Annotated in this window: 22 protein-coding genes and 1 riboswitch; of the genes, 18 read left to right on the forward strand and 4 right to left on the reverse strand. The window is 64.0% G+C overall.

Translation table 11 applies throughout. The annotated features are described in order from the left end of the window. Positions 1-59 precede the first annotated feature (59 nt). Positions 60-188, reverse strand: a riboswitch (TPP riboswitch). Positions 189-316: 128 nt separating this feature from the next. Next, a complete protein-coding gene (locus tag VRZ77_RS03785) occupies positions 317-1,573 on the forward strand; it encodes a lytic murein transglycosylase (RefSeq protein ID WP_414591376.1) in 1,257 nt (418 codons plus the stop codon). A gap of 37 nt (positions 1,574-1,610) precedes the next feature. On the opposite strand, the gene VRZ77_RS03790 is transcribed toward VRZ77_RS03785, so the two are convergent. The 4 genes from VRZ77_RS03790 to VRZ77_RS03805 all read right to left on the reverse strand — a co-directional run bounded on the left by VRZ77_RS03790 (position 1,611) and on the right by VRZ77_RS03805 (position 5,503). Further along, positions 1,611-2,498 (reverse strand): cation diffusion facilitator family transporter, encoded by an 888-nt coding sequence (locus VRZ77_RS03790; protein WP_414591377.1) that lies wholly within the window; start codon positions 2,496-2,498, stop codon positions 1,611-1,613. Positions 2,499-2,652: 154 nt separating this feature from the next. Next, complete coding sequence (locus VRZ77_RS03795) at positions 2,653-3,561, reverse strand: sugar kinase (RefSeq protein WP_414591378.1); 909 nt, start codon at positions 3,559-3,561, stop codon at positions 2,653-2,655. Between the two features lie 114 nt (positions 3,562-3,675). Continuing rightward, a complete protein-coding gene (locus tag VRZ77_RS03800) occupies positions 3,676-4,266 on the reverse strand; it encodes a lysozyme inhibitor LprI family protein (protein ID WP_414591379.1) in 591 nt (196 codons plus the stop codon). A gap of 13 nt (positions 4,267-4,279) precedes the next feature. After that, positions 4,280-5,503, reverse strand: a complete 1,224-nt coding sequence (locus VRZ77_RS03805; protein WP_414591380.1) for a pyridoxal phosphate-dependent aminotransferase — start codon at positions 5,501-5,503, stop codon at positions 4,280-4,282. A 166-nt stretch (positions 5,504-5,669) separates the two neighbouring features. Here VRZ77_RS03805 and VRZ77_RS03810 point away from each other — a divergent pair, with 166 nt between their 5' ends. The 17 genes from VRZ77_RS03810 (at position 5,670) to VRZ77_RS03890 (ending at position 25,147) form a co-directional block, all read left to right on the forward strand. Beyond that, positions 5,670-6,854 carry a GNAT family N-acetyltransferase gene (locus VRZ77_RS03810; RefSeq protein WP_414591381.1) on the forward strand — a complete coding sequence of 395 codons (1,185 nt, stop codon included), beginning with the start codon at positions 5,670-5,672 and terminating at the stop codon, positions 6,852-6,854. 91 nt (positions 6,855-6,945) lie between these two features. Beyond that, positions 6,946-7,770, forward strand: coding sequence for a type I methionyl aminopeptidase (map, locus tag VRZ77_RS03815; RefSeq protein ID WP_414591382.1), 825 nt, complete (start codon positions 6,946-6,948; stop codon positions 7,768-7,770). 61 nt (positions 7,771-7,831) lie between these two features. Continuing rightward, positions 7,832-8,515, forward strand: a complete 684-nt coding sequence (locus tag VRZ77_RS03820) for a JAB domain-containing protein (protein WP_414591389.1) — start codon at positions 7,832-7,834, stop codon at positions 8,513-8,515. Between the two features lie 117 nt (positions 8,516-8,632). Further along, entirely contained in the window at positions 8,633-9,886 is a 1,254-nt protein-coding gene (locus VRZ77_RS03825; RefSeq protein ID WP_037519595.1) for a tyrosine-type recombinase/integrase, read from the forward strand. Next, positions 9,883-10,302 (forward strand): thermonuclease family protein, encoded by a 420-nt coding sequence (locus tag VRZ77_RS03830; protein WP_037519592.1) that lies wholly within the window; start codon positions 9,883-9,885, stop codon positions 10,300-10,302. Before VRZ77_RS03825 ends, VRZ77_RS03830 begins: the two co-directional genes overlap by 4 nt. A 40-nt stretch (positions 10,303-10,342) precedes the next feature. After that, complete coding sequence (locus tag VRZ77_RS03835) at positions 10,343-10,708, forward strand: type II toxin-antitoxin system RelE/ParE family toxin (protein ID WP_037519589.1); 366 nt, start codon at positions 10,343-10,345, stop codon at positions 10,706-10,708. A gap of 3 nt (positions 10,709-10,711) precedes the next feature. After that, positions 10,712-11,086, forward strand: a complete 375-nt coding sequence (locus tag VRZ77_RS03840) for an XRE family transcriptional regulator (RefSeq protein WP_080727226.1) — start codon at positions 10,712-10,714, stop codon at positions 11,084-11,086. Between the two features lie 6 nt (positions 11,087-11,092). Then, the gene (locus VRZ77_RS03845; RefSeq protein WP_037519587.1) at positions 11,093-11,941 is read left to right on the forward strand and encodes a hypothetical protein; all 849 of its coding nucleotides are present in this window, start codon (positions 11,093-11,095) and stop codon (positions 11,939-11,941) included. 81 nt (positions 11,942-12,022) lie between these two features. Beyond that, positions 12,023-13,078, forward strand: a complete 1,056-nt coding sequence (locus VRZ77_RS03850; protein ID WP_037519585.1) for a hypothetical protein — start codon at positions 12,023-12,025, stop codon at positions 13,076-13,078. A gap of 205 nt (positions 13,079-13,283) precedes the next feature. Continuing rightward, positions 13,284-14,051 carry a helix-turn-helix domain-containing protein gene (locus VRZ77_RS03855; protein ID WP_037519582.1) on the forward strand — a complete coding sequence of 256 codons (768 nt, stop codon included), beginning with the start codon at positions 13,284-13,286 and terminating at the stop codon, positions 14,049-14,051. Then, positions 14,051-16,681, forward strand: coding sequence for an AAA family ATPase (locus VRZ77_RS03860; RefSeq protein WP_051886739.1), 2,631 nt, complete (start codon positions 14,051-14,053; stop codon positions 16,679-16,681). Before VRZ77_RS03855 ends, VRZ77_RS03860 begins: the two co-directional genes overlap by 1 nt. A 172-nt stretch (positions 16,682-16,853) precedes the next feature. After that, positions 16,854-17,606 carry an ImuA family protein gene (locus VRZ77_RS03865; RefSeq protein ID WP_037519580.1) on the forward strand — a complete coding sequence of 251 codons (753 nt, stop codon included), beginning with the start codon at positions 16,854-16,856 and terminating at the stop codon, positions 17,604-17,606. Beyond that, positions 17,521-19,032, forward strand: coding sequence for a Y-family DNA polymerase (locus tag VRZ77_RS03870; protein ID WP_037519577.1), 1,512 nt, complete (start codon positions 17,521-17,523; stop codon positions 19,030-19,032). Before VRZ77_RS03865 ends, VRZ77_RS03870 begins: the two co-directional genes overlap by 86 nt. Next, positions 19,029-22,301: an error-prone DNA polymerase gene (locus VRZ77_RS03875; protein WP_037519573.1), complete on the forward strand. Its 3,273-nt coding sequence runs from the start codon at positions 19,029-19,031 to the stop codon at positions 22,299-22,301. The genes VRZ77_RS03870 and VRZ77_RS03875 overlap by 4 nt, the downstream gene beginning before the upstream one ends. Positions 22,302-22,375: 74 nt before the next feature. Continuing rightward, positions 22,376-23,023 carry a DUF2971 domain-containing protein gene (locus VRZ77_RS03880; protein WP_037519572.1) on the forward strand — a complete coding sequence of 216 codons (648 nt, stop codon included), beginning with the start codon at positions 22,376-22,378 and terminating at the stop codon, positions 23,021-23,023. 5 nt (positions 23,024-23,028) lie between these two features. Beyond that, positions 23,029-23,778, forward strand: a complete 750-nt coding sequence (locus tag VRZ77_RS03885) for a hypothetical protein (RefSeq protein WP_037519570.1) — start codon at positions 23,029-23,031, stop codon at positions 23,776-23,778. 172 nt (positions 23,779-23,950) lie between these two features. Continuing rightward, positions 23,951-25,147 carry a hypothetical protein gene (locus VRZ77_RS03890; protein WP_037519568.1) on the forward strand — a complete coding sequence of 399 codons (1,197 nt, stop codon included), beginning with the start codon at positions 23,951-23,953 and terminating at the stop codon, positions 25,145-25,147. Positions 25,148-25,158: the final 11 nt, after the last annotated feature.

Raw genomic sequence — 25,158 nt, forward strand, 5'->3', positions numbered from 1 at the left:
GATCCGGGCGTTGTGACGCTGGGGGGAGAGGGCGGCATGGTCGCCCCTTGCGGGCTCCATGCGCCTTCTGGTTCCGATCCCTTCGCCGGCATGACCCGGATCAGGTTCGAAGGGTCATCGCGGCGGCCCGCCTTGCGGCAGGCCCGTCGATCTCTCAGCCCCTTCTCGGGGCTCCCCTTGGAACGGGGCGACTATACGACGAAAGTCGCGCGACCTGTCAATCCGCCTCCGGCGCCGCTCCCCCCGCGCCGCGTTTCCTGTAGATTGCTGATTCGAAAAAGCCCGTGATTTTCAGCTCGATCGAACCGGGGATGCGATGCGCAAAAGTCTGATGACGCGGCTGGCGGCCGCCGCCTTTTCCACCACCCTCGCCATCTCCGCCTCCGCGCTGCTGCCGGTTCCCGCCGCCGCGCAGGGCGTGGCGCTCACCAGCTGCGGCAATAGCGGGCAGGGCTTTGCCCAATGGCTGGAGCTGTTCAAGCAGCAGGCGGTAGCGCAGGGCGTCTCCCCGCGTGCGGTGTCGGCGGCGCTGGGTGGCATCACCTATGACGCCAATGTCGTTGGGGCGGACCGCGGCCAGAAGGTGTTCGGGCAGAGCTTCTTCGAGTTCTCCGACCGCATGGTCGCCAATTACCGCATCCAGCAGGGTCGCCAGCTCATCCAGAAGAACAAGGCGCTGTTCGACCATATCGAGCAGCAATTCGGCGTGCCCGGCGCGGTGCTGGTGGCGTTCTGGGGGCTGGAGACCGATTTCGGCGCCTTCATGGGCGACAAGCAGACCATCCGCTCGGTGGCCTCGCTGGCCTGGGATTGCCGCCGCGCCGAGATGTTCCGCACCCAGCTCATGGCGATCCTGCGCATCGTCGAGCGCGGCGATCTCACCCCGCAGGCCATGCGCGGGCCCTGGGCCGGCGAACTCGGCCAGTTCCAGTTCCTGCCGGACCATTACCTGAATTACGGCGTCGATTTCGACGGCGACGGCCGGGTGGACCTGATCCGCTCGACGCCGGACGCCCTGGCCTCGGCCGCTAACTACATCAAGGCGCTGGGCTGGCAGCGCGGCCAGCCCTGGCTGGAAGAGGTGCGGGTGCCGTCGAACCTGCCGTGGCAGCAGGCCGATTTGTCGATCAAGCTGCCGCGCGGGCAATGGGCGGCAATGGGCGTGGTGCGCGCGGATGGGCGTCCGCTGCCCAACGACCAGCTTCCCGCCTCGGTGCTGCTGCCCATGGGCCGGAACGGCCCGGCCTTCCTCGTCTATCCGAATTTCGACGTGTTCACCGAGTGGAACAACTCGCTGGTCTATGCCACCTCGGCCGCCTATCTCGCCGCGCGGGTGGCGGGCGCGGGCCCGTTCAATCGCGGGCAGGGCAAGGCGATCCCCGTGCTGTCGCAGGCGCAGGTGGTGGAACTGCAGCGCCTGCTCAACGCGCGCGGCCACCATGTCGGGCGGGTCGACGGCATTACCGGCGCGGCGACGCGGCAGGCGGTGAAGGTGGAGCAGATGCGGCTTGGCCTGCCGGCCGATTCCTATCCCACGCCCGATCTTCTCGCGGCGCTGCGCGCCGGGCGGTAGGCGTCACAGCACCGGCAGGATCAAAGCACCGGCAGGATCACAGCACCGGGATTCCGGCCTGCTTGGCCTTCACCTCGGGCTCGACATGGATGTTGACGAGGATGTCGGAGACCTCGGCCTCCAGCGCATCCTCGATCCGGTCGCAGATGGCGTGCGCCTCGCTCACCTTCATGTCGCCGGGGACCACGAGGTGGAAGTCCACGAAGGTCATCCGCCCGGCCTGACGGGTGCGCACGTCATGCGCCTCGATGGCGCCGGTGGCCTCCTGTGCGATCCGGGCGCGGATCAGCGCCAGCGTGTCGGACGGCACCGCCTGGTCCATCAGCCCGCCGACGCTTTCCTTCAGCACGCCCCAGCCCGACCACAGGATGTTGAGCGCCACCAGCCCGGCGAGGATGAGGTCGAGCTTCTCCCATCCGGTCGCGATCGCCAGCACCACGCCGACCAGCACGCCGGCGGAGGACAGCACGTCGGTGAGAAGGTGCTTGCCGTCCGCGATCAGCGCCGGCGAACGGGCACGGCGTCCCTCGCGAAACAGCACGACGCACCAGATGGCGTTGATGACGCCGGCGGCGGCGTTCATGGCAAGGCCGCGCGGGGAGGCGTCGAGCGGTGAGGGCTCGAACCAGTTCTGGTACACTTCGCGGAAGATGGTGAGCGCGGCGACCACGATCAGCACGCCGACGACCACGGCGGAGAAATACTCTGCCTTGGCATAGCCGTAAGGGTGGGCGGCGTCCGCCGGCTTGGCGCTCACGCGCAGTGCGATCACCGCCGCGATCGAGGTCGCGACATTCACCACGCTTTCCAGCGCATCCGAATAGAGCGCGATGCTGCCGGTCAGCACGAAGGCCAGATATTTCAGCGCCAGCACCAGGACGCTGATGCCGACATTGCCGATCGCAACCCGCTGGGATCGTTCCATCGTCACCCTGCCCCGATAAAACCGATGCCGCCGCCCGTGAGGCAGCGGCAATCGGCATTCGCTTACGGGGTCGAGCCGTGGAAATCAAGCATTACCAACGGTTTGCAAGTCATTCGCAGAAGCGTTAGCAGGCCGTGGCGCGGCGCTGAGCCGCTCAGGAATGCGCCTGCCGGGGCAGGATGGCGCCGCGATGGCGGATCACCCGCCCGGCGAGTTCGTGCCCCGCCTCCGCCGCGGATACCGGGTTCTGCCCGCCGAGCCGGGCGGCGAGATAGGCGGCATTGAAGCTGTCGCCGGCCGCCGTGGTGTCGACCGGCTCCACCGGCGCGGGGATCGGCACGAAATGCGAGGAACCGCCGACCGAGACCAGCGCGCCTTCCGGCCCGTTCTTCACCACCACTTCCGGCACGCCGAAGGTGGCGAGCCGCTCGGCGGTGGCGGCAGGCGAGCCGTCGCCCCACAGCATGGCCTCGTCGTCGAAGGTCGGCAGCGCGATCGACGAGCGCTTCAGCGCCTGGGCATAGACCGCGCGGGCCCGGCCGACATCGCCCTTCCAGTTGCGCGGGCGGAAATTGCCGTCGAACACGATGCGCGCCCCGCGCTCGCGCGCGAATTCCAGCGTGGCGAACAGCCGGCCGAGCCCGGCATTGCTGTAGAGCGAGAGCGTGATGCCGGAGAAATAGATGGTGCCGGCCTCGATGATCGCCTCCGCGATGCCTTCCCATCCCGGCAGCTCGAACAGCTCGCGCGCCGGGGAATTGTCGCGCCAATAGGTGAAGCTGCGCTCGCCGCGCGCGTCGGTGTCGATCACATAAAGGCCGGGGCTGCGGCCCGCGACGTGGAGAATCTGCCCGGTGCCGATGCCCTCGCCCTCGGCCGAGGCGCGGATCGCCTGCGAGAAGCGGTCGTCGCCGAGCGCGGTGGCATAGGCGGTCTCGATACCGGCCCGCGCGAGATAGACCGCGGTGTTGAAGGTGTCGCCACCGATCGACAGCCCGTAGCGCCCATCCGCGCCGCGGGAGAATTCGACCATGACCTCACCGATGGAAATGACCTTGGACATGCGCGTCCCTCCGTTTCGAACCGGCGCGCCTCGCACCCCGCGCGAGACTCGCCTCTTTCGCCGCTCGGGGCAAGGCGGGCGGTCCGGCCTGTGTACAGAGCCTCTCCGGGACGCTCAGGGTGTGATTTCGATCAGGCGCGGCATACTGCCGGAAACCGGCGCCGTTTCGGCGGCGCCGGCGGGCGAATCTGGCCGATCTGCGTCCTCCGCCACGGCGGCGTCCGGATGGCGCTCCAGCCGGTAGCGCTGCTCGAGATCGGCGATGCGGGCCTCGTTCAGCGAGATGAGGCAGATCAGCCGCTGCTCCAGCGAGCCGATCCCGGTCACCCGGCCGCCGATCGTCTTCTCAGCGCCGCCCCCTTCATAGGGCGCGATGCTCTGGCACTCGAAATCACGCCAGTGCACGAAACGGCTGTGCGACTCTTCCAGCAGCGCGGTCCAGCGATTGCGCTGCACCTGCTGGAGCTCGCCACGCGCCGCGATCGCCGCCCGCGCGGCGTCGATGGTGCGGTTGAGCCGCTGCTCGCTGGCTTTCTGCGTGCTGCCGAGGCAGTCGAGATAGGCGCGCATCTGCGCCTTCGCGGTATCGCAGGCGGTGGTGCGCGCCGCAGCCGGCCAGGGAAGCCCTGCCAGCAGCAGGCAGGTGAGGACGGCAAGGGCTGCGCGGCAAGAAATGGCTGCGCGGCAGGGAACGTCGCCCCTCATGCCGTCCGCTCCTTCAGGCTGCGCGTGCTTGCGCGAGAAACTCCGCCATGCGGTCGAGCGCACGGGAGATATTCTGCGCGGAATTGGCGTAGGATAGATGGATGTAACCCTCGCCATGGACACCGAAATCCGGCCCGCCGATGGTGGCGACCCCGGCCTCATCCAGCAGCGCGCTCGCGAGCTTCTTGGCGGACGACCAGCCGGTGCCGGCGATGTTCGGAAAGGCGTAGAACGCGCCCTTCGGAGTCGCGCAGGAGATTCCGGGCAGAGCGTTCAGCCCGTCGACCACCAGCTTCCGGCGCCGGTCGAACTCCGCCACCATCTCGCCCACGCAGTCCTGCGGGCCGGTCAGCGCGGCGAGGGCGCCGAACTGGGCCGGCGCGTTCACGCAGGACCAGGCATTGACCGCCAGCTTGCGCATCGGCTCGAACAGCCCGACCGGCCACAGCGACCAGCCGAGCCGCCAGCCGGTCATGGCATAGGTCTTGGACCAGCCATTGAGCAGGATGAGGCGGTCGCGGATCTCGGGATAGGCCAGCAGCGTGGTGTGGGCCTCGCCGTCGAACAGGAACTGGTCGTAGATCTCATCCGAGAGGATCACGACATGCGGGTGCCTGGCGAGACCGGCCACCAGCGCGTCGATCTCGGCCTTCGGCGTCACGCCGCCAGTGGGGTTGGCCGGCGAGTTGAGGATCAGCAGGCGCGTGCGCGGGGTGATCAGCGCCAGCGTCTCCTCCGCCGAGAAGCCGAAGCCGTTTTCCTCGCGGATCGGCACCGGCACCGGCTTGGCGCCGGTGAACTCGATCATCGAGCGGTAGATCGGGAAGCCGGGATCGGGATAGAGAATTTCCGCGCCGGGCTCGCCGAGCATGAGGATGGCCGAGAACATCGTGACCTTGCCGCCGGGCACGATCACCACGCGGCCGGGGTCGATCTCCTCGCCGAAGCGGCGATGCACGTCGGCCGCCACCGCCTCGCGCAGCGGCGCGATGCCGGTGGAGGGGGTGTAGCCGTGATGGCCGTCGCGCAGCGCCTTGATGGCCGCTTCGACGATGTGCGGCGGAGTCGGAAAATCCGGCTGGCCGATGCCGAGATTGACGATGTCGCGCCCTTCGGCGGCGAGTGCGGTGGCACGGGCCAGCACGGCGAAGGCGTTTTCCTCGCCGATGCGGTTGAAGGCTTCCACGGGCTGGGGCCGGAGGCCGGCGGCCGGCGCGATCTTCGCTGTCTGGGTCATGAGCGTCTCTTGGCGTTGGGGCGGCGTGCCGCGCGGCTTCGGCCCTCGCGGGTGTCCGGCACTTTCTTGTCGGTGTCGTACCGTCGGTTTTGTACTATCTGTCACGCCGCCGGCCGGTGCTGCAAGCGCCTGTTCTGGCGAGCGCGCGCAACAAGCGAGTTCCGCAATGACCGCAATGTCGAGTTTCCTTCCCGTCGGCGCGCCAGTTGACGCGCATCCCGCCCCGCGCCCCCAGCGCTCGACCGTGCTCGCCGGGCGCCATGTGGACATCGTGGCCTTCGACCCGAAGCTCCATGCGCGCGATCTGTACGAGCTTTCCCATGGCGACGACCGCGAGCGGCTCTGGGCCTATCTGGGCGCCGCGCCCTATCCCGATTTCGCGACCTTCCTCGCCGCATATGAAGCGGCGGCGGGGCGCGAAGACCCGCTGATGTTTGCGATACGGGACCGCGCGACCGGCCGCGCGGTGGGCCACGCCACCTATATGCGGATCGACACCGCCAACCGCGTGATCGAGATCGGCAACATCCTCTACACCCCGGCGCTGATGCGCACACAGGGCGGCACCGAGGCGATGTATCTGATGGCCCGCCACGTCTTCGAGACGTTGGGCTACCGGCGCTATGAGTGGAAATGCAACGCGCTCAACGCCCCCTCGCGCCGCGCGGCGGAGCGCTACGGCTTCACCTTCGAGGGCATTTTCCGCCATCATATGATCGTGAAGGGCCATAATCGCGACACCGCGTGGTTCTCCATGCTGGAAGAGGAATGGCCCCAGCGCGCGGTGGCGATGGAGGCGTGGCTGGCGCCGGAGAATTTCGACGCCGACGGCCGGCAGCACGTCTCGCTCTCCGTGCTCAATGCCGGTACTCTCGACACTCCGACCCACAGTCTGCGCCGTGCCAGCCTTGGCGACCGGCCGGCGGTGGAGGCGCTGCAGCGCGCCGCGTTCGCCCGGAACCGAGAGCTGCTGGGAACGGAGCCGATCCCGCTGCAATGGGAATATGGGCAGGTGTTCCGCACACGCGAGGTGTGGGTGCTCGACGGCCCCGAGGCCGGCGGGACGTCGGGGGCTCTGGCGGGGGTGCTCATTCTCCAGCCCCGCGCGGACGACCTCTACATCGACAATATCGGCGTCGCGCCGGGCGCGCAGGGCCGCGGGCTCGGCAATGTCCTGCTCGACGCCGCCGAGATGCGCGCCCGCGCGCTGGGCCGCCGGCAGATGCGGCTGATCACCGGCGAAAAGCTGGTGGACAATGTGCACTGGTACCGGCGCAAGGGGTTCGGCATCGAGCAGGTGCGGGAACTGGCGGACCGCCGCGTGGTGCACATGCTGAAGCCGCTCGGGTGACGCGGCCGGCGCGCTACGCCCTTCGATTTCTTGCGCCACGCCGGGAAAGGCTTACATTCGTGACAACCTTTCTGTTCTGGACTTTTCAACGATGACTTATGTGGAAGCGGCGGGCGCCCCGCTGCGCAAGACCGGCCAGATCAAGCTGCACGGGCCGGAAGGCTTCGCGGGCATGCGCCGCGCCGGCCGGCTCGCCGCCGAGGCGCTCGATCTGGTGCACGAGATGGTGGCGCCCGGCGTGACGACCGCCGCGATCGACGATCTCGTCTTCGAGTTCGGCATGGACAATGGCGCGCTGCCGGCGACGCTGATGTATCGCGGCTACCGGCATTCAACCTGTACCTCGATCAATCACGTCGTCTGCCACGGCATTCCCAGCGACAAGCCGCTGCGCGAGGGCGATATCGTCAATGTCGACGTCACGCTGATCGTCGACGGCTGGTATGGCGATTCCAGCCGCATGTACCCGGTCGGCGCCATTCCGCGCCGCGCCGAGCGGCTGCTGGACGTCACCTATGAATCGCTGATGCGCGGCATCGAGGTGATCCGTCCCGGCGCGCATGTCGGCGATATCGGTGCGGCGATCCAGGAATTCGTCGAGCCGCTGCACATGAGCGTGGTGCGCGATTTCTGTGGCCACGGCGTCGGCCAGCTGTTCCATGACGAACCCAACATCGTGCATGTCGGGCGGCGCGGCGAGGGGCCGGAACTGCTGCCGGGCATGATCTTCACCGTGGAGCCGATGATCAATCTCGGCCGCCCGCATGTGAAGGTGCTCTCCGACGGCTGGACCGCCGTGACGCGCGACCGTTCGCTTTCCGCGCAGTTCGAGCATTCGGTGGGCGTGACCGAGAACGGCGTCGAAATCTTCACGCTGTCGCCCAAGGGCTATCACCGGCCGATCTTCGCCGCCTGACCCGCCCCGAGGAGCCGGCATGACGCGTAAGACCGGGCAGGGCGAAATCGCCGGACCCCTAATGGCCGGCGACGACGAGGGCGGCGACGCGCTTCCGTTGCCGGACGCGGACGCCCCGCGCGACGGGCTGGCGGAGCCGGCGCCTCACTTCATGGGCCATCGCGAGCGGCTGCGCGAGCGCTTCCGTAAGGCCGGCGGCGAGGCGCTGCCCGATTACGAACTGCTAGAGCTGGTGCTGTTTCGCGCGGTGCCGCGCGCGGATGTGAAGCCGCTTGCCAAGGCGCTGATCGAGCGCTTCGGCTCCTTCGCCGAGGTCGTCGCCGCGCCGCCCAAGCGCCTCGTCGAGGTGAAGGGCGTGGGCGAGGCCATCGTCACCGAGCTCAAGCTGATCGGCGCGGCGGTGGAGCGTGTCACGCGTGGCAAGGTGCGGGCCCGTCCGGTGCTGTCCTCCTGGAGCGCCGTGTTGGCGCATTGCCGCGCCGCCATGGCCTTCGTCGACCACGAGCAGTTTCGCGTGCTGTTCCTCGACAAGCGCAACCAGCTGATCCTCGACGAGGTGCAGCAGCGCGGCACGGTGGACCACACGCCGGTCTATCCGCGCGAGGTGGTGAAGCGCGCGCTGGAGGTCTCCGCCAGCGCGATCATCCTCGTCCACAACCATCCCACTCGGTCAATAAGATCACGCTGGAGCACGCACAAGCACGCTGAAACACTAGCAAACTCGGGCATTTTTGGCATTGCGTAGTGGGGACGGTTTTGGCAAACTGGGGGCGGTTTAAGGGGTAGAAAACGGCTCTCCGCTCCCAGCAAGCGACCCCTGTTTCTCCTGAACCGATCCCAGTTGCGGAACAGGAGAATCGCGATGCCCAGCCTGACCGACACCGCCATCCGGCATGCGCTCAAGCGCGTCGAGGTGAGCCAGAAGCAAGAAAATCTCGCCGACGGCGATGGACGCGGCACCGGCCGTCTCGTCCTTGTCCTCAAGCCAATGCCCAAGCGCGTGACCGCCGATTGGATGGCCCAGCAGTGGCGTGATGGCAAGCGCACCAAGAAGAAGATCGGTGCGTATCCCTCGATGTCCCTCGTTGACGCGCGCGCGGTCTTCAAGCGCGACTTCGCGGATGTGATCCAGAAGGGCCGAAGCATCAAGATCGCAACGGATACGCGTCCTGGCACGGTCGCGGACCTATTCGAGGGCTATGTCGCGTCGCTCAAGGCCGCCGGCAAGCCATCGTGGAAGGAGACGGAAAAAGGCCTGAACAAGATTGCCGATACGCTCGGACGAAACCGCCTCGCCCGCGAGATCGAGGCCGAGGAGATCATCGAGCTAATCCGTCCGATCTATGATCGTGGCGCGAAGTCGATGGCCGATCATGTGCGGTCGTATCTCCACGCGGCCTTTGGCTGGGGTATGAAATCCGACAACGACTATCGACAGCAATCGGCTCGCCGCTTCCGCATCCCTTTTAATCCGGCCACCGGCATCCCGACGGAGCCCAAGGTCCAGGGCACGCGCTGGCTGGATGAGGACGAGTTCCTGCAGCTCTATCGTTGGCTCGAATGCCCCGATGTGCCAGTCACTCCCTCCTACCTCCGCGCCGTGCAGCTTCTCATGCTGACCGGACAGCGCGTTGAGGAGATCGCTCGCTTCCATGTCGACCAGTGGGACGCCAAAGAGCGGATCATCGACTGGTCGAAGACCAAAAACCTCCAGCCGCACGCTGTCCCGGTCCCGTCGCTCGCGGCCGAACTGATCGAGTCCATCAAGCCCAACGAATATGGATGGTTCTTCCCCTCCGCCACGGACCAGTCAAAGCCGGTCAGCCATGGCACTCTATACTCGTTCATGTGGCGTCAGCGCGATCGCGGCGTGATCCCCTACGTCACGAACCGCGATCTCCGGCGCACTTTCAAGACGCTCGCCGGAAAAGCTGGTGTGCCGAAGGAAATCCGCGATCGGCTTCAGAACCACGCCCTTCAGGACGTCAGTTCGAAGCACTACGATCGCTGGAACTACATGGTCGAAAAGCGCGCCGGCATGGCCAAGTGGGATAAGTTCGTCCGGGCGCTGCTAGCGAAGAAGAAGGGCGGCAGCGCCTTGAAGAAGGCCGCGTGAGCGGTCGCTTCATCGCTGTCACCGGCGCATTCGTCACGGCCTGCTTTGCGGTCCCGGCCCATGCAGATCCATGCGAGGCGCCTGTCCCCTCGCAGGTTGGAGTCGAGTTCTCCGGCTTGGTCCGTTATGTCGGCGACGGCGACGGTCTTTGCGTCGGGCGTACATCGGACCCCAACGAGTGGATCGAGGTGCGCCTTGCCGACTTCGATGCCCCGGAGCTGCACACGCCAGGCGGTCCCGCGGCGAAAGCGGCGCTCGAACGCGTCGCCCTTCGGCGCGAGATCACCTGCACGGCCGAACGTGGGCGCGGCGGCCGCGTCCGCTCCTTTGACCGCGTCATTGCGCGATGTTGGATCGGTGGAAAGAGCCTTGGCGATCTGCTTCGCCAGGCTGGCGTGGCCGAGGGTGGCAACTAATGCCCCGCTCGCCATTGACTCAACATAGCTTGGAAGCTATATGACCTGGGATGTTAGATTGCATGACGCCTTCGAGGCGGAGTTCCTGGCTTTTGAGCGCGAGGTTCAGACCCAATTGCTGGCAGTTGCGAAACTGCTCGGCGAATTCGGTCCGCAGCTCGGTCGGCCATACGCCGACACGCTCAACGGCTCGAAGCACGCCAATATGAAGGAGATGCGTTTCTCTGCCGCCGACGGCGAATGGCGTGCTGCCTTCGCCTTCGATCCCGAACGGAAGGCCATCCTTCTCGTTGCAGGCGACAAATCCGGCGGCAGCCAGAAGCGCTTCTACAAGCAGCTTATCGCAAAGGCGGACAGTCGGTTTTCCGCACATCTGGAAAGCCTGAAATCCGCAAAGAAGGATTGATCGATGGGCCGGAGCCTTAACGACGTCATTGCTTCTCTGCCCCGCGATCAGCAGGAGCAGATCGAAGCCCGTTATGAGGAACTGAAGCAGGAGGTTGAGGGCCTGCGCGAGATGCGTCAGATCGCCGGGAAGGCGCAGGAGGACATCGCTGCGGCGCTGAAGATAAAGCAACCGTCGGTCTCGAAGATCGAAAAGCAGGCTGACATGTACCTATCGACACTGCGCAGCTACGTTGAGGCGATCGGCGGAAAACTTGAGCTGACGGTGAATCTGCCGGGGCGGCCGGCCATCCGGCTCCAGCGTCTCAGCGATGGAACCGTCTCCCACGACAGACCTATGCGCACCGTAGCACGCCGAAAGTCGGCGGCAGCGCGGTGACACCCGATGCTCCAGTTCGATGGCAGATGGCGTTTTGACAGTCCCGGCCCGATAGAAGCCGCCGTCCAAGAGGGCTTTCGCGATCTCATCAACCGCGTTTGCGGGCAAGGCCAGCGGAAGGCTATTTTGGAGCATTTCAAGGCTCGCTTCTGCGCCGCAGCCAACACAGAGTATTGGCCGAGCACCAACGAACGGTTCGCATCCGAAGATCTCGACCGAGATATGGCGCGTGCGGAGACGAACGCCCCCATATTCATCGAGGCATTCTGGGATGCATGCCAGGAACTTCGCGCCCGCAATCCTACCATGGTCGTGCCGGATGCCGGGCGGATAAACCGCATCCTCGCGGACGCAGACGCTGGCTATCAGCTCGACCCTCCCATGCTGGTCGCAACGCGGGTCCACATTCCGATCAACGTACCCGACGCTCCCCCATCTCTCGATGTGCAGGCGCAAGCGATCATCAACGAATCTCTTGATGCCTCCCAGCACTCGTTGAGCGAAGGCAACGGCCGTCAGGCCGTCCAAGAGGTCCTTTGGCTGCTGGAGACGATCTCGACGGCGTTTCGTGGTCCTGAGATCTTAGACGGCAGCATCCAGGGTCGGTACTTCAACGAAATCATCGGCGAACTACGCCAGCGCGGCCGCGGGCATCAAGAGCAAATCCTGCAATGGATGATGACGTTGCATGGCTATCTTTCCTCGCCGACGGGTGGTGGCGTCCGTCACGGGGTCGATCTCAGGGAGGGCCTTGCGCTCCAGATCGATGAGGCACGCCTCTACTGCAACCTCATACGAAGCTATCTGACTTTCCTCATCGCAGAGCATGAGCGCCTGGCTAGGCGGGTCGCGTGACGCTTCGAATAATCAAAACGTGGGGGCTCGGCGCACTTTGAAAGCGATGCTGTCTCGCAAGTACCTCTCGCCGGAGGTCTGATGCGCTTCATCCTACCTCTTGCTGAGCAACTCGACAGAGCGGCCGCGGAACTATCGGCGGCACGTCCGCTCAGCAGCCGGATGGCGCTGATCTTAATCGACAATGCTTTCGAGCTGATGTGCCATCAAAGATGCTTAGAACTGATCGAAGAAGATAGCAGATTAGCAAGCCCAAAATTGACCCTGAAAGATAAGCTCGCTGGACGTGGGCAAAATTTTGATGCGAAGACGTCCCTGTTAAAGCGGGCAGGCTATTTCGCGGACGTTGACGTCAGATCTGTTCAGATCCTTCACGGCTATCGCAATCAGCTCTACCATGTTGGTCTGCGCGACGACCCTGTCATCGGCCCCCTCGCCCGCCTATACCTCAAACTCGTACTGAGCTACGCGCCGCAATTGCTGAGGCCGGTGCGTTTCCTGCGTTGGGAGGAGTCACTCTCCCGGGGTGAGATCATCGAACATTTTCCCGAGCTTGCGGAGACGCGGCGGTATGCTTGCAAGGTCGACGTATCGGCGTTCTGCATGCGCGTCGCCGCGCGCGTCGATCCCGACCCTCTTCTGCTCGGCAATGCATTGGCGGAGCACTTAATCGGCCTCGCAGGGAAATCGGAAACCGATTTCGGAATAATCGCTAAGGGTCGCAGCGGTAAGGATGACCCCACTCAGACCCTACGTCGTGTTCAACTCGAGGCCGACACGATCGCGGAGGTAGTGCGCCGTCATCGTGAGCGTGAGCGCCAGTTAAAAGCGACCCAGACTCCCTTTGAACCGTTCGATCCGGATCGGCTTTCCATCGCCCGCGGAAGCAGCGTTCTGATCGAGGCGAACCAAAGGCTTCTTCCTGAATGGAAGCCCCGTCATAAGAAGTTGCCGTTTGCCAGTTGGCGTCGGCAAGCAGCCAAGCTGCGGCTCGGCATGGACGATCTCGCTGTCCTGGATTGCTATGCTCGGCTCCATCAGGAAATCGACGACCTCGATGAGGTCATGGCCGAGCCCATACAAGATATGTACGGCTGGCATCAGTATCAGGAGGATCTGGCCATGGATCGCCGATGAGGCAAGGCCCTCCATTCGGAACGGCTGCTGTCGATGTGCTGTTTCAACCGCCCCGCCGGGATTTTGGGGCATCGATCTGCGAGTGAAAGCCGCCGCGCTCGCAGGCTTGCCGCGCGCTTGCCGGTTAGCTGCCGGTTTGTTGCCGACTACTCGCAGGTCGACTGTTATACTGTGCCTAAATCGACAATTACAAACCGAGGCGACAGTGAAGAAAGTTACCCCCGATGGAAGCCAAATAAAGAGGCTCCGCACCAACGCCGAGCGTGTCTCGACACAGAAAGAATTGGCCTATGAGGTTCGGGTCAGCGAACGGACGCTTCGCGAGATCGAAAACAAAAATGCGCCTGTACCAGTAGACGTTCTTGACCGACTTGCGAAGGTTTTGAACGTCCGCCGGGAGCAAATCTCGTTTCCTTGTGATGCCACTCAATCAAAGACCGCGGGCGCCGGCGAGGTTTTCTCTGCTGTCATTGCTGAGATGCGCGAAGAGCGTTTGGTTTCCCGGTACGACTACGACCTCGCAAATGTGACGATGGATGAAGGTCTGCTGTTCAAGCAGGCAAACAGCTCGAACGACTTCGCTTGCGAAATTATGATCTCGCTGACGGATGAGGCGGCTGAGTACGCGGAAGAGCTGATCGGCATTTTGGACGGCCTAACGTGGTCCGTCCGGAGCATCCTAGAGAAGGTGGCCCCAAGCGAAGAAATCGCCGTTCGCCGCCGGATCAAGCAGCTCTTGGTCTTGCTCAGGGGCAATGACGTTTGGGTCTATCATACTCATCTTTTCCGCCGCTTGCCCGAACGACATACGCCCATGCCGGAAGGCGAATATGCCGACCTCTCGTCGCGCTTCATCATCGCGCTTGCAGCGCCCGCCGAGTGGGGGGAAACGTCAATTCGCGTTCCTATCGACCATGGCCAGCCGTTCATTCTCCCGGCCTGGGACTCCGACAAGAAAGGTGGCAAAGGCTGATGGCTGAGGCTCAATCTACCAACGAAGAAACGCTGACCGAAAACCTCGCTTTTGCCGAGGTGCTTGCTTGGTCTGCTACGCGTCCGGCTTGGCAACGAGATGCTTTGCGCCGACTTGTTCAGAGCGGCATCCTTGGCAGCGAGGAGATCGACGAACTTCTCGAAATTTGCCTTGATCCAGCGCTGCCTCACACGCCGTTGTCAGACGCAGATGTCTCGTCACAAAGTATCTTAGGTGCACCGGTCAGCGTGTTGCGTATCGAGAATCCAACCGGCGTCAATGCCCTGGCCTTCGATCAAAAACTCGAATTCGCGCAGGCGGGACTGTCGATCGTGTACGGCGACAATGGGTCAGGCAAATCTGGCTATGTCCGTATCCTGAAGCACGCCTGCCGGACACGCGACCGCAACAACAAGATCTTGCGTGACGTGGAAGATGCGGCAGCTACCCCGCAGACCGCCAACATTGTGTTCCTACGTGGTGCCACGGAGGATCAATTCGCATGGAGCCCGGAAGCGCCGAGCCACGCTGACCTTCCGTCGATAAGCATTTTCGACTCCAGAAGCGCCAACGTGCACGTCGAGAAGACGAACGCCGTGGCCTACATTCCCCAGCCAATGCGTGTCTTGGAAGCGTTGGCTACGGCCTGTGATCAGGTCAAGGCAAAGCTCGATGATCGGCTTGCCGCCATCAATGCGAAAACGCCGCTGGCAATTAAAGAGCCCCAACTTGGTGCCGATACCGCTGCCGGCGCTTTCGTGCGCAGCCTCTCCACAAAATCAAGCATCGCTCAGCTCGACCTGCTGGCGCAATTGTCAGAGGCGGAAACCTCCCACCTCGCCGCGCTGGAAAGCGATCTCGCACAAGAACCGAAACGAGCCGCTGCGAAAATCACCGCGCAGAAAGCACGCCTTGATGATGGCATCGGCAAGCTCAAGAATCTGGTCGACACGGCATCTCCTGCGGCGTTTGCGATGCGCTCCTCCTTGAAATCCGACTGGGAAACCAAAGCCGAGAGCGCGAAATTGGCATCCGACGCGTTGTTCGCCGCTTCGCCGCTTCCTGACGTGGGGAAGGCGACATGGCGCGCTCTTTGGGAGGCCGCCCGGAAATACTCCGATGGCATCGCATATCCGAGCAGGACATTCCCGCATCCAACGGGCCATGATGAGTTGTGCGTGCTTTGCCAACAGCCCATGGAAAAAGATGCGATTGAGCGCCTCGTGACGTTCGAGACGTTCGTTAAGGGCTCGACAAAAGCCGACGAAGACGCCGCGGAAGAGGCCTATAGCGATGCGATAAAACAAGCCGCCGCTAAGCATATGAGCGCTGCGGCCCGCCGCCAGTTCGTTAGCCTCATTGAGACCGAGATCGGGGACGTCTCTCTTGCCGGTGTTGTGAGAGAATGCAGTACGCGGGCGGCTTGGCGGCTTCGATCTTTCGTCCGTAGCAAGACCGCTCCCGAGCAACTCACTGCCTTCCCAGCCACTGCACTCGCCGCGCTATCTGTCCGCCTTGCGAGTCGTGCGCTTCAACTGTCAGCCGATCAAAACAGCCCAGAGCACCTTGCCTTGGTGAAGGAATATCGAGAACTGAAAGATCGAGAGGCACTCGGCCCTCTACTCGCGGACATTAAAGCCGAGATTGAGAGGCGCAAAGAGGCCGAAATCATAACCAAGGCCGCAAAGGATACGGCAAAACGATCCGTTACGACTAAGAATAAGGAATTGTCTGACAAGCTTGTTACGAACGCCTTACGCGGTCGATTCGCGCGTGAGATTGATAAGCTCAAGTTGGCTAGAATGCCGGTCGAGCTTCGGAAAGTCAAAGATTCGAATGCTGTGTCATATTTTCAAGTTTGTCTCGTTGAGAAACCTGATGAGCCTGTGGGCGAGATTTTCAGCGAGGGCGAACATCGTTGCGTCGCACTCGCTGCATTCCTGGCCGAGCTTGTCACATCCAAACAATACTCCAGTATTGTGTTCGACGACCCTATGTCATCGCTCGATCACATTCATCGCAGGGCGGTAGCAGCGCGACTTGTAGAGGAGGCTGAGCACCGGCAGGTCATCGTGTTTACACACGATCTGACGTTTCTTTTCGAGTTGCGTCGCGAAGCGGACGCAAAAACGCGCTCCATCCAGTATCAGACAGTTTGTCGCAAACAGAGCCGACCCGGCTTTGTGGAGTCAGAGCTGCCGATGAAGGCGAAATCAGCGCAACAATTGGCGCAATCCCTGCGCTCGGAGCTGAAAGAAGCAAAGCACCAATTTGATACATGGCCGGATGCTCGGCGGACTATCTTCTGCAAAGGCATCATCGAGCAACTTCGAGAATCTTGGGATCAAGGCATCGCAGACTTTGTATTTCCGGTCCTTGCTCGATTCGATAACGCCATAAAGGGCAACAGTCTATTCAAGCTCGCGATCATCAGCGATGACGACGTTAAGACCGTAACAGCAGCGCGAGGCCGGTTGTCGGAAGAGATGCATACGTCCGCGGAAACCCTGAACCCTGAGACTGTTTCTCATGCCGATCTGATAGCCGAAGTCGTGAAACTGGAGACGTGGCTAGGTAGCATCCAGCAGCGCCAGAAGGAGGCCAAGGCTCCCGTCACCTCCTATGCTTAAGCGATTTCGCTGCATGCGCCTCGACCGCCCAGCGGCGCTCAGATAGCCACGAGACAGTAAAACCGTGTCGCGCACCCTCGCTCACGCCGATCCGGGCTTGACTCTCGTTCCTGAAAGATAGAACAAATAGCGAACATGACGAAGAACCCGCCCTTGGAGGTCAAGAACGAGCTTGCGGCCCGAGCCCGCCATAGAGTCTTTGCGCGCGCAGATCGAAAAGATCGAAGGTCGCAGCCGGCGCGCCAAATCGGTTCTCCCCTTCGGGATTGCCGAGGTCGACTCGCGCCTACCCGGCGGAGGACTCGCGCTCGGCGCCCTGCATGAGATCGCCGGCGGCGGCAACGGCGCGATCGATGGAGCCGCTGCCGCCCTCTTCAGCGCCGGGATCGCCGCCCGCACGAAGGGCAAGATCCTTTGGTGCATCACGCGCCCCGACCTCTTCGCGCCAGCGATCGCCCAAGCAGGCCTTGCATCCGATCGCGTGATCTATCTCGAAGCCGGCGACGACAAGACCGTGCTCGCCTGCATGGAGGAAGGCCTGCGCCACGGTGGCCTGGGCGCCGTCCTTGGTGAAGTGGCCCGACTTTCCATGACCGCCTCGCGGCGCCTGCAACTGGCGGCCGAAGGCACCGGATCGATCGGGATCGCGCTGCGACGCTGGCGGCGACAGACAGAGGCTACAGACTTCGGCCAGCCTACAGCGGCGATGACGCGCTGGCGCGTCTCCGCTTTGCCTTCGACATCGCTTCCCGTTCCGGGCGTGGGTCGAGCCCGCTGGCTGGTCGAACTGATCCGCGCTCGCGCGGGCGAAAGTGCAGATTTCGAAGTGGAGGCGTGCGATGACACGGGTCGTCTCGCTCTTCCTGCCGAGCTGGTCCACCGACCGGCTACGGCGGAAGGCTGGCGACGCGGCGCCTCCGGCTGAGGCGCCGCTCGTCCTGATTGGCCGCGACGGGAACAGGCGGGTGGTGCTGGCGGCTGACGCCGCTGCCCGCGCTGCTGGCCTGCGCGTTGGCATGCCCGTCACCAAGGCCCAGGTCCTGGCGCCCGGACTCATCGTGCAGGACGCCGACCCGGTAGGCGACGCCGAGGCGCTCGACCGGCTCGCGGCCTGGCTCCTCCGATACGCTCCCGTCGTCGCTCCCGATCCGCCGGACGGGATCATCATCGACTCGACGGGCGCCGATCATCTCCATGGCGGCGAAAGTGCGATGCTGGACGGCCTCATCGGCCGGCTTGCCATGTCCGGGATCGCGGCTCGGGGCGCGATCGCCGACACCTGGGGCGCTGCGCACGCTCTGGCCCGCTATGCCCCGCAGATCGCACCGGACCGACATGGCGCATCCATAATGGAGCCTTTGCCGCTCGCAGCGCTGCGCATCGCCGCGTCCACCGTCGCCGCCCTGCGGACACTCGGTTTCGATACGGTCGGCGACCTTCTCGCGCAGCCTCGGGCGCCGCTCACCTTGCGCTTCGGCCCCCAAATCGGCCGCCGCATCGATCAAGCCCTCGGCCAGGCGGCCGAGCCGATCGAGCCGGTCCGGCCGGTCGATCTCATCGAAGTGCGCCGCGCCTTCGCCGAGCCGATCGCCGCGGCCGAGACCATAGCCCGGTATATCGCCAAGCTCGTCGGCCAGCTCTGCGAGCGTCTCGAGGCCGGCGGCTTGGGCGCTCGCAGACTTGACCTCATCTGCCACCGCGTCGACAGCCGCGCCCAAGCCGTCAGGGTCGGCATGGCAACGCCGGTCCGCGACGTTAAGCGCCTGACGCGTCTGCTCTGCGACAGGATCGAGACCATCGAACCCGGCTTTGGCATCGAGGTGATGACGCTCGCCGCGAGCGTCGCCGAGCCGCTTGAGCGCAGACAGATCGTCAATTCCCTCATCGAGGAAAGCACACCGGACGTCTCCGATCTCATCGACACGTTGATGAACCGGGTGGGCGAGCGCGCCCTTTATCGGCTTGCTCCCGTCGCAAGCGACGTTCCCGAGCGATCCGTCTGCCGCATCCCGGCAATGGCGGCCGACACGGGGGCGGGCTGGCCCGGCCATTGGCCGAGGCCCTCGCGCCTCCTGCCTCATCCCGAGTTGGTCGAGACGGTGGCGCTGTTGCCCGACCATCCGCCGGTCTCCTTCACCTGGCGCGGCGTGCGCCGGCGCCTGCGTCGCGGCGACGGCCCGGAGCGCGTCTTCGGCGAATGGTGGAAGCGTGACGCCGAGCTGGTCGCCGTGCGCGACTATTTCCGGGTCGAGGACGACGCCGGCGAGCGTTACTGGCTCTACCGCGCTGGCGATGGCGAGGACACGGCCACGGGCTCGCACCGATGGTTCATCCATGGGGTCTTCGGATGAGTGAGCCCCGCTACGTCGAGATTCAGGTCACCTCGCATTTCAGCTTCCTGCGCGGTGCGTCGTCCTGCGAGGAGCTGTTCGCCCAGGCGGCGCTTGCCGGGATCGAGGCGGTGGCCGTCGTTGACCGCAACTCCCTCGCCGGCATCGTGCGCGCTCATGAGGCCGCGAAGACGACCGGCGTGCGCCTGATCGTCGGATGCCGCCTCGACCTCGCCGACGGCACGTCGGTGCTGGTCTATCCGACCGACCGCCCCGCCTATTCGCGCCTCTGCCGTCTGCTCTCGCTCGGCAAGGGTCGCGGCGGCAAGGCCAAGTGCATTCTCGAATGGCCGGACCTCGTAGCTTATGGCGATGGCCTGGTCGCCGTCCTTGTGCCCGACTTGGCCGATGACGAGTGCGGCTTCAGATTGCGCCGGCTTCGCGACGCGTTCGGTGACCGCGCCTACGTCGCCCTCACGCTACACCGTCGCCCCAATGACCAGCTTCGCCTTCACGAGCTGTCGAACCTCGCCGCGCAAATGCGCGTGCCCGCGGTGGTGACGAACGACATCCTCTTTCACGAGCCGGGTCGCCGCATCCTGCAAGACGTCGTGACCTGCATCCGCCACAACGTCACGATCGACACCCTCGGCGATCGGCGCGAACGTCACGCCGACCGCTACATCAAGCCGCCGGAGGAGATGCACCGGCTGTTCAGCCGCTATCCGGAAGCGCTTGCTCGCTCTCTCCAGATCGCTGATCGCTGCCGCTTCAGTCTCGACGAGCTTGCCTATCAATATCCGGAGGAGCGTGACGATCCGGCGCTCTCGCCGCAAGAAACGCTGGCGAGGCTGACCTGGGAAGGCGCGTCGGAGCGCTATCCCGAGGGCGTACCCGACAGCGTGACCGCCGCGCTCCAGCATGAGCTGCGGCTGATCGAAAAGCTGGATTACGCGCCCTACTTCCTGACAGTGAATTCGATCGTTCGCTTCGCCCGATCGAAAGACATCCTCTGCCAGGGTCGCGGCTCGGCCGCCAACTCCGCAGTCTGCTATGTCCTCGGCATCACTTCGATCGATCCCGGCCGCAACGATCTTCTCTTCGAACGCTTCGTCAGCGAGGAGCGGCGCGAGCCGCCCGACATCGATGTCGATTTCGAGCACGAGCGGCGCGAGATCGTCATGCAATGGGTGTTCGACACCTACGGCCGTGACCACGCCGCGCTCTGCTCCACCGTCATTCGCTACCGCGCTAAGGGCGCGCTGCGTGATGTCGGCAAGGCGCTCGGCCTGCCCGAAGATCTGATCGGCACCTTGTCGTCGCAGGTCTGGGCCTGGTCCGAGGAAGGCGTCGAGCCAAAGCATGTTGAGGAGCTGAACCTCAATCTCGCCGACCGCCGCCTTCGCCTGACCCTCGATCTCGCGCGACAGCTCATGGGCGCGCCACGCCATCTCAGCCAGCATCCAGGCGGCTTCGTCCTAACCCATGACAGGCTCGACGATCTGGTCCCGATTGAGCCCGCTGCGATGAAGGACCGGCAGGTCATCGAGTGGGACAAAGACGATATCGACGCGCTCAAGTTCATGAAGGTCGACGTCCTGGCGCTCGGGATGCTGACCTGCATGAAGAAGGGGCTGGATCTTCTGTCCGAGCACAAGGGTGTCAATCTCGACCTCGCCTCCATCCCGGCCGAGGACCCGCGCACCTACGCGATGATACGAAAGGCGGACACGCTCGGCACTTTCCAGATCGAGAGCCGGGCCCAAATGTCGATGCTGCCGCGGCTCAAGCCACGCACTTATTACGATCTCGTCGTGCAGGTCGCGATCGTCCGACCAGGTCCGATCCAGGGCGACATGGTGCATCCCTATCTTCGTCGCCGGGAGGGCCTTGAGCCCGTCCACTACCCGAAGCCCGAGCTGGAGAAGGTGCTCGGCAAGACTCTCGGCGTGCCGCTGTTTCAGGAGCAGGCGATGCGGGTCGCGATCGAATGCGCCGGCTTCACGCCCGGCGAGGCCGACATGCTCCGCAAGTCGATGGCCACCTTCAAGTTCACGGGCGGCGTCTCGCATTTCCGGGACAAGCTGATCGGCGGCATGGTGGCCAACGGCTACGAGCAGGCGTTCGCCGAGCAGACCTTCAAACAATTGGAGGGCTTCGGCAGTTACGGGTTTCCGGAAAGCCACGCAGCCTCCTTTGCGCTGATCGCCTACGCCTCAGCCTGGCTCAAATGCTGGCATCCTGAAGTGTTCTGCGCCGCGCTGCTGAACAGTCAGCCCATGGGCTTCTACGCGCCGGCGCAGATCGTGCGTGACGCGCGTGATCATGGCGTCGAAATCCGTCCGGTCTGCGCCAACGCATCCCGATGGGACTGCACGCTCGAGCCCGCCGGCAGCGAAGAGCGGTTCGCCGTTCGCCTGGGTCTGCGCATGGTTAAAGGCCTCGCCAATGCCCACGCCGCGGCGATCGTCACGGCCAGGGCGGATCAGCCCTTCGGCTCGGTAGACGATCTATGGCGCCGTGCCGGCATCCCCGTCGCGGCGCTCACGCAGATCGCCGAAGCGGACGGATTTCGACCGCCCTTCGGCCTGGCACGCCGCGAGGCGCTATGGGCGATCAAGGCTCTGCGCGATGAGCCGCTCCCGCTCTTTGCCGCCGCGTCGGCCCGAGAGACGGAGATCGTGCCGGAGGTCGCCGAACCGGCGGTCATCCTCCGCCCGATGACGGCGGGTGGTGAAGTCGTTGAGGACTATCGGCATGTCAGCCTGTCGCTGCGGGACCATCCCGTCTCGTTCCTGCGTCGGGAGCTGCGCCGTCGTCGCATGGTCACCTGCCAAGAGGCGATGGACGCGAAAGATGGCCGGTCGCTGGAGGCGGCCGGCATCGTGTTGGTGAGACAGCGGCCTGGCAGCGCCAAGGGCGTCATGTTCATCACGCTCGAAGACGAGAGCGGAATCGCCAATCTCGTCGTTTGGCCCAAGGTCTTCGAGCAGAACCGACGCACCATCCTGTCGGCCGGCATGATCGCCGTGCGCGGGCGCGTTCAGCGCGAAGGCGAAGTCGTTCACCTCGTAGTCCAACGGCTGACCGATCTCTCCGCTGAGCTGGCGAGCGTCGGCGAGCGCGACACGGCCTTTCCGTTGCCACACGGTCGGGGCGACGAATTCCATCATGCCTCCCCGACGCCCGACCCGCGCGGCCTTGCGCCGAAGGGACTGCGCACGCGCGACATGTACGTCCGCGATCTGCATATCGACTCGATCAAGGTGAAGACCCGAGACTTTAGATAAAAGTGTAGAATAGGCTTCTGCGCGACTCATGCCGCGACCACGCAACTCTAGGAAGCGAAGCGACCTGAACGAATATGCGCCTCTATCACTTCACTTCGCAGAAATATGGGTTGCTCGCTCTCAAGCAACGTCGTCTGAAGATTGCACGCATCAACGAGCTGAACGATCCCTTCGAATTTCTTGGATGGAACCTCCGCGACAAGCGCGTCCGCGCGTTTATGCGCAACTGGAAGAATGAACGGGATCGCGAATTCGGCATCGTATGTTTTAGCCGCAAATGGTCCCACCCCATGCTTTGGGGCCATTACGCCGAAAAGCACCATGGCATGGCTATCGGCTTTGATGTGCCGGACGGGAACGACACTTATCATCCCGTGAAGTACCGCCGAGCACGTTTGCCGGCACCATCCGACCGCGAAATCATCAGCGCAGACGTCGATGATCTGCTGCTCACCAAGTTCACCGCGTGGAGGTACGAGTCCGAATACCGTTGCTTTAGCCGCCTTGCCGACAGTATCCACGAAGGGAACTTGTACTTCGAGGCCTTCACCGACGAGTTGAAGCCGGTGGAGGTGATCGTCGGCGATCGTTCGACGATCACCAGGGCGGACCTGGCTGAAGCGCTGGGCGACGCCCTCACTCATGTGACCTCCTATAAGGCACGGCCGGCGTTCGGGAGCTTCAACGTAGTAAGGAACAAGAACGACACCCTCTGGAGGTGACACCGATGGAACCGAGCGCGGCCGACCTCCTATCGGCCAATCTGGCACGGCTACACGCCGGCGAAGAGGAGCTTCGAGAGAAGGCTCTGGGGATGATCGCAGCGGACGACCGCCTGGGACTGCATCTGGCGGTGACCGAGGCAGCGATGGACCTCGCCGACATACTGCGACAGTTCCAAACCGCCGACGAAGATTTGAAGGTCGTTCAAATTCTCGGCATGCGCACGTTCAACGCATTTGGGGCAAGCATCAAACTCGCGCTGTCAGGCTACAGCCAGAACAGTGCGCTCATTCTTCGCGATGTGCTCGAGACGACTTTCCTCCTAAGCTATTTCGCCGGCGATCGAAGTCTGATTGGACGTTGGCGTCTCGCTGATGAGAAGGCGCGTCAGAAAGAATTCGGGCCGGTAAAGGTGCGCGAAGCCATCGACGCTCGCGACGGCTTCACCGGCAAAAAGCGCTACGAAACCTACAAAATGTTTTCCGAACTCGCTGGCCACCCGACGATGAAGTCCGCGTTCATGATCAGGCCACAGCGCGAAGGCAACGCCGTGATCGGTCCCTTTGTAGAGTCGACCACCCTGGACGCGGTTGTCTCGGAAATCGGGAAACTCGCGGTTCAGGTCGGCGAGCAGCTCACTGTGTTCTTTCCACCGACGTGGGGTAGCGGCCTTCCAAGCCGACTAGCGTTCGCTACGCTCAAGCAGCGATGGATCGGTACATTCTATCCGGCCGCCGCGTCTACCTTGGACTAGACCTTGAGGGGAAAGCCTTCCCCTGCGCCCGAGCCCGTCGGTCTCGGTCGACCCCTTCTGCGGGGCGGCTGCCCCACAACGCCCCGCTGAGAGTGAGAGTGCGGAGGGATTTTCCGTGACGGGTTGAGGGCTGGAGAAGAGGTCTCCGGCGCCCGTCATGGAGATTGGTCCCATGACCCAGGTTTCAGTTCTAGACGCGCGCCGCGACACCAGCGGCGGCTACAAGGTCGATGTCGGCCGCGGAGAGCGGATCGGCCGCGTCTCGTCAGAGTGGTTTTCCCGGCCCGCGGACGAGCGATATCTGTCACTGTCCGAGCTGGCGCGCTCCGTCCGCAACCGCGCCGATCGCAGCCGCACGCGCGTTGTGGAAAGCCCGCTCATCCATGTGGAGGCGAACCGCAGCGACCCGGAGCGGTTGGCGCTCATCCTGCCGGGCACAGATACGCCGATTGCACCCACGCACTGGAGCTTCGGCCAACTGGCCAGCCTGGTCGGTGCGCCGGCCGCATATCTGCGCCAGCTCCCGGCGCCGCTGGCCGCGATCAACCTGCAATATGGCCTGACGTCCAATCGGGCGGAGCAGATCAAGACGCTCGAAACCGATACCGGTCGGCTCGAGCTGCGCGCCGTCACCGGGCCGGATTACGGCCGCATCTTCGATCACGAGCTGGTCGAGGCGGTGCAGCGCATCGCCGGCAACGGCACTGGCGACACGCGCTGGAAGGTGCCCGGCGTCCTCGACTGGTCGACCGGGATCTACAATCCGCGCGTCGACATCACCAAGGATACGACCACCCTCTATGCCTCAGATCGCGACGTCTTCCTCTTCCTCGTCGACGATTTGAACCCGATCGAGGCCGGACGGCTGCCGGACGGCTCGCCGGATCTCTATTTCCGGGGCTTCTACTGCTGGAACTCAGAGGTCGGCGCCAAGACGCTCGGGATGGCGAGCTTCTATCTGCGCGCGGTTTGCCAGAACCGCAATCTGTGGGGCGTCGAGGACTTCGAGGAGATCACGATCCGCCACTCCAAATACGCCGCCAATCGCTTCGCCCATGAGGCCGCGCCGGCGCTGGCGAACTTCGCCAACTCCTCTCCGCTGCCTTTCGTCAACGGCATCAAGATGGCCCGCGAGCGGATCGTGGCGCGCACCGACGAGGATCGTACCGACTTCCTGCGCCGCCGTGGCTTCTCGAAGGCCGAGACCGGCAAGATCATCGACGCGGTCCTGACGGAGGAAGGTCGCCCGCCCGAGAGCATTTTCGATTTTGTGCAGGGCATCACCGCCGTCGCACGCGACAAGCCCCATCAGGACGCTCGCCTCGACATGGAGGCTAAGGCGAAGAAGCTGCTCGATCGAGCCGCCTGACATCCGCAAAG

The organism is Ancylobacter sp. G4_0304, assembly GCF_047501495.1.
Classification (GTDB): Bacteria; Pseudomonadota; Alphaproteobacteria; order Rhizobiales; family Xanthobacteraceae; genus Ancylobacter.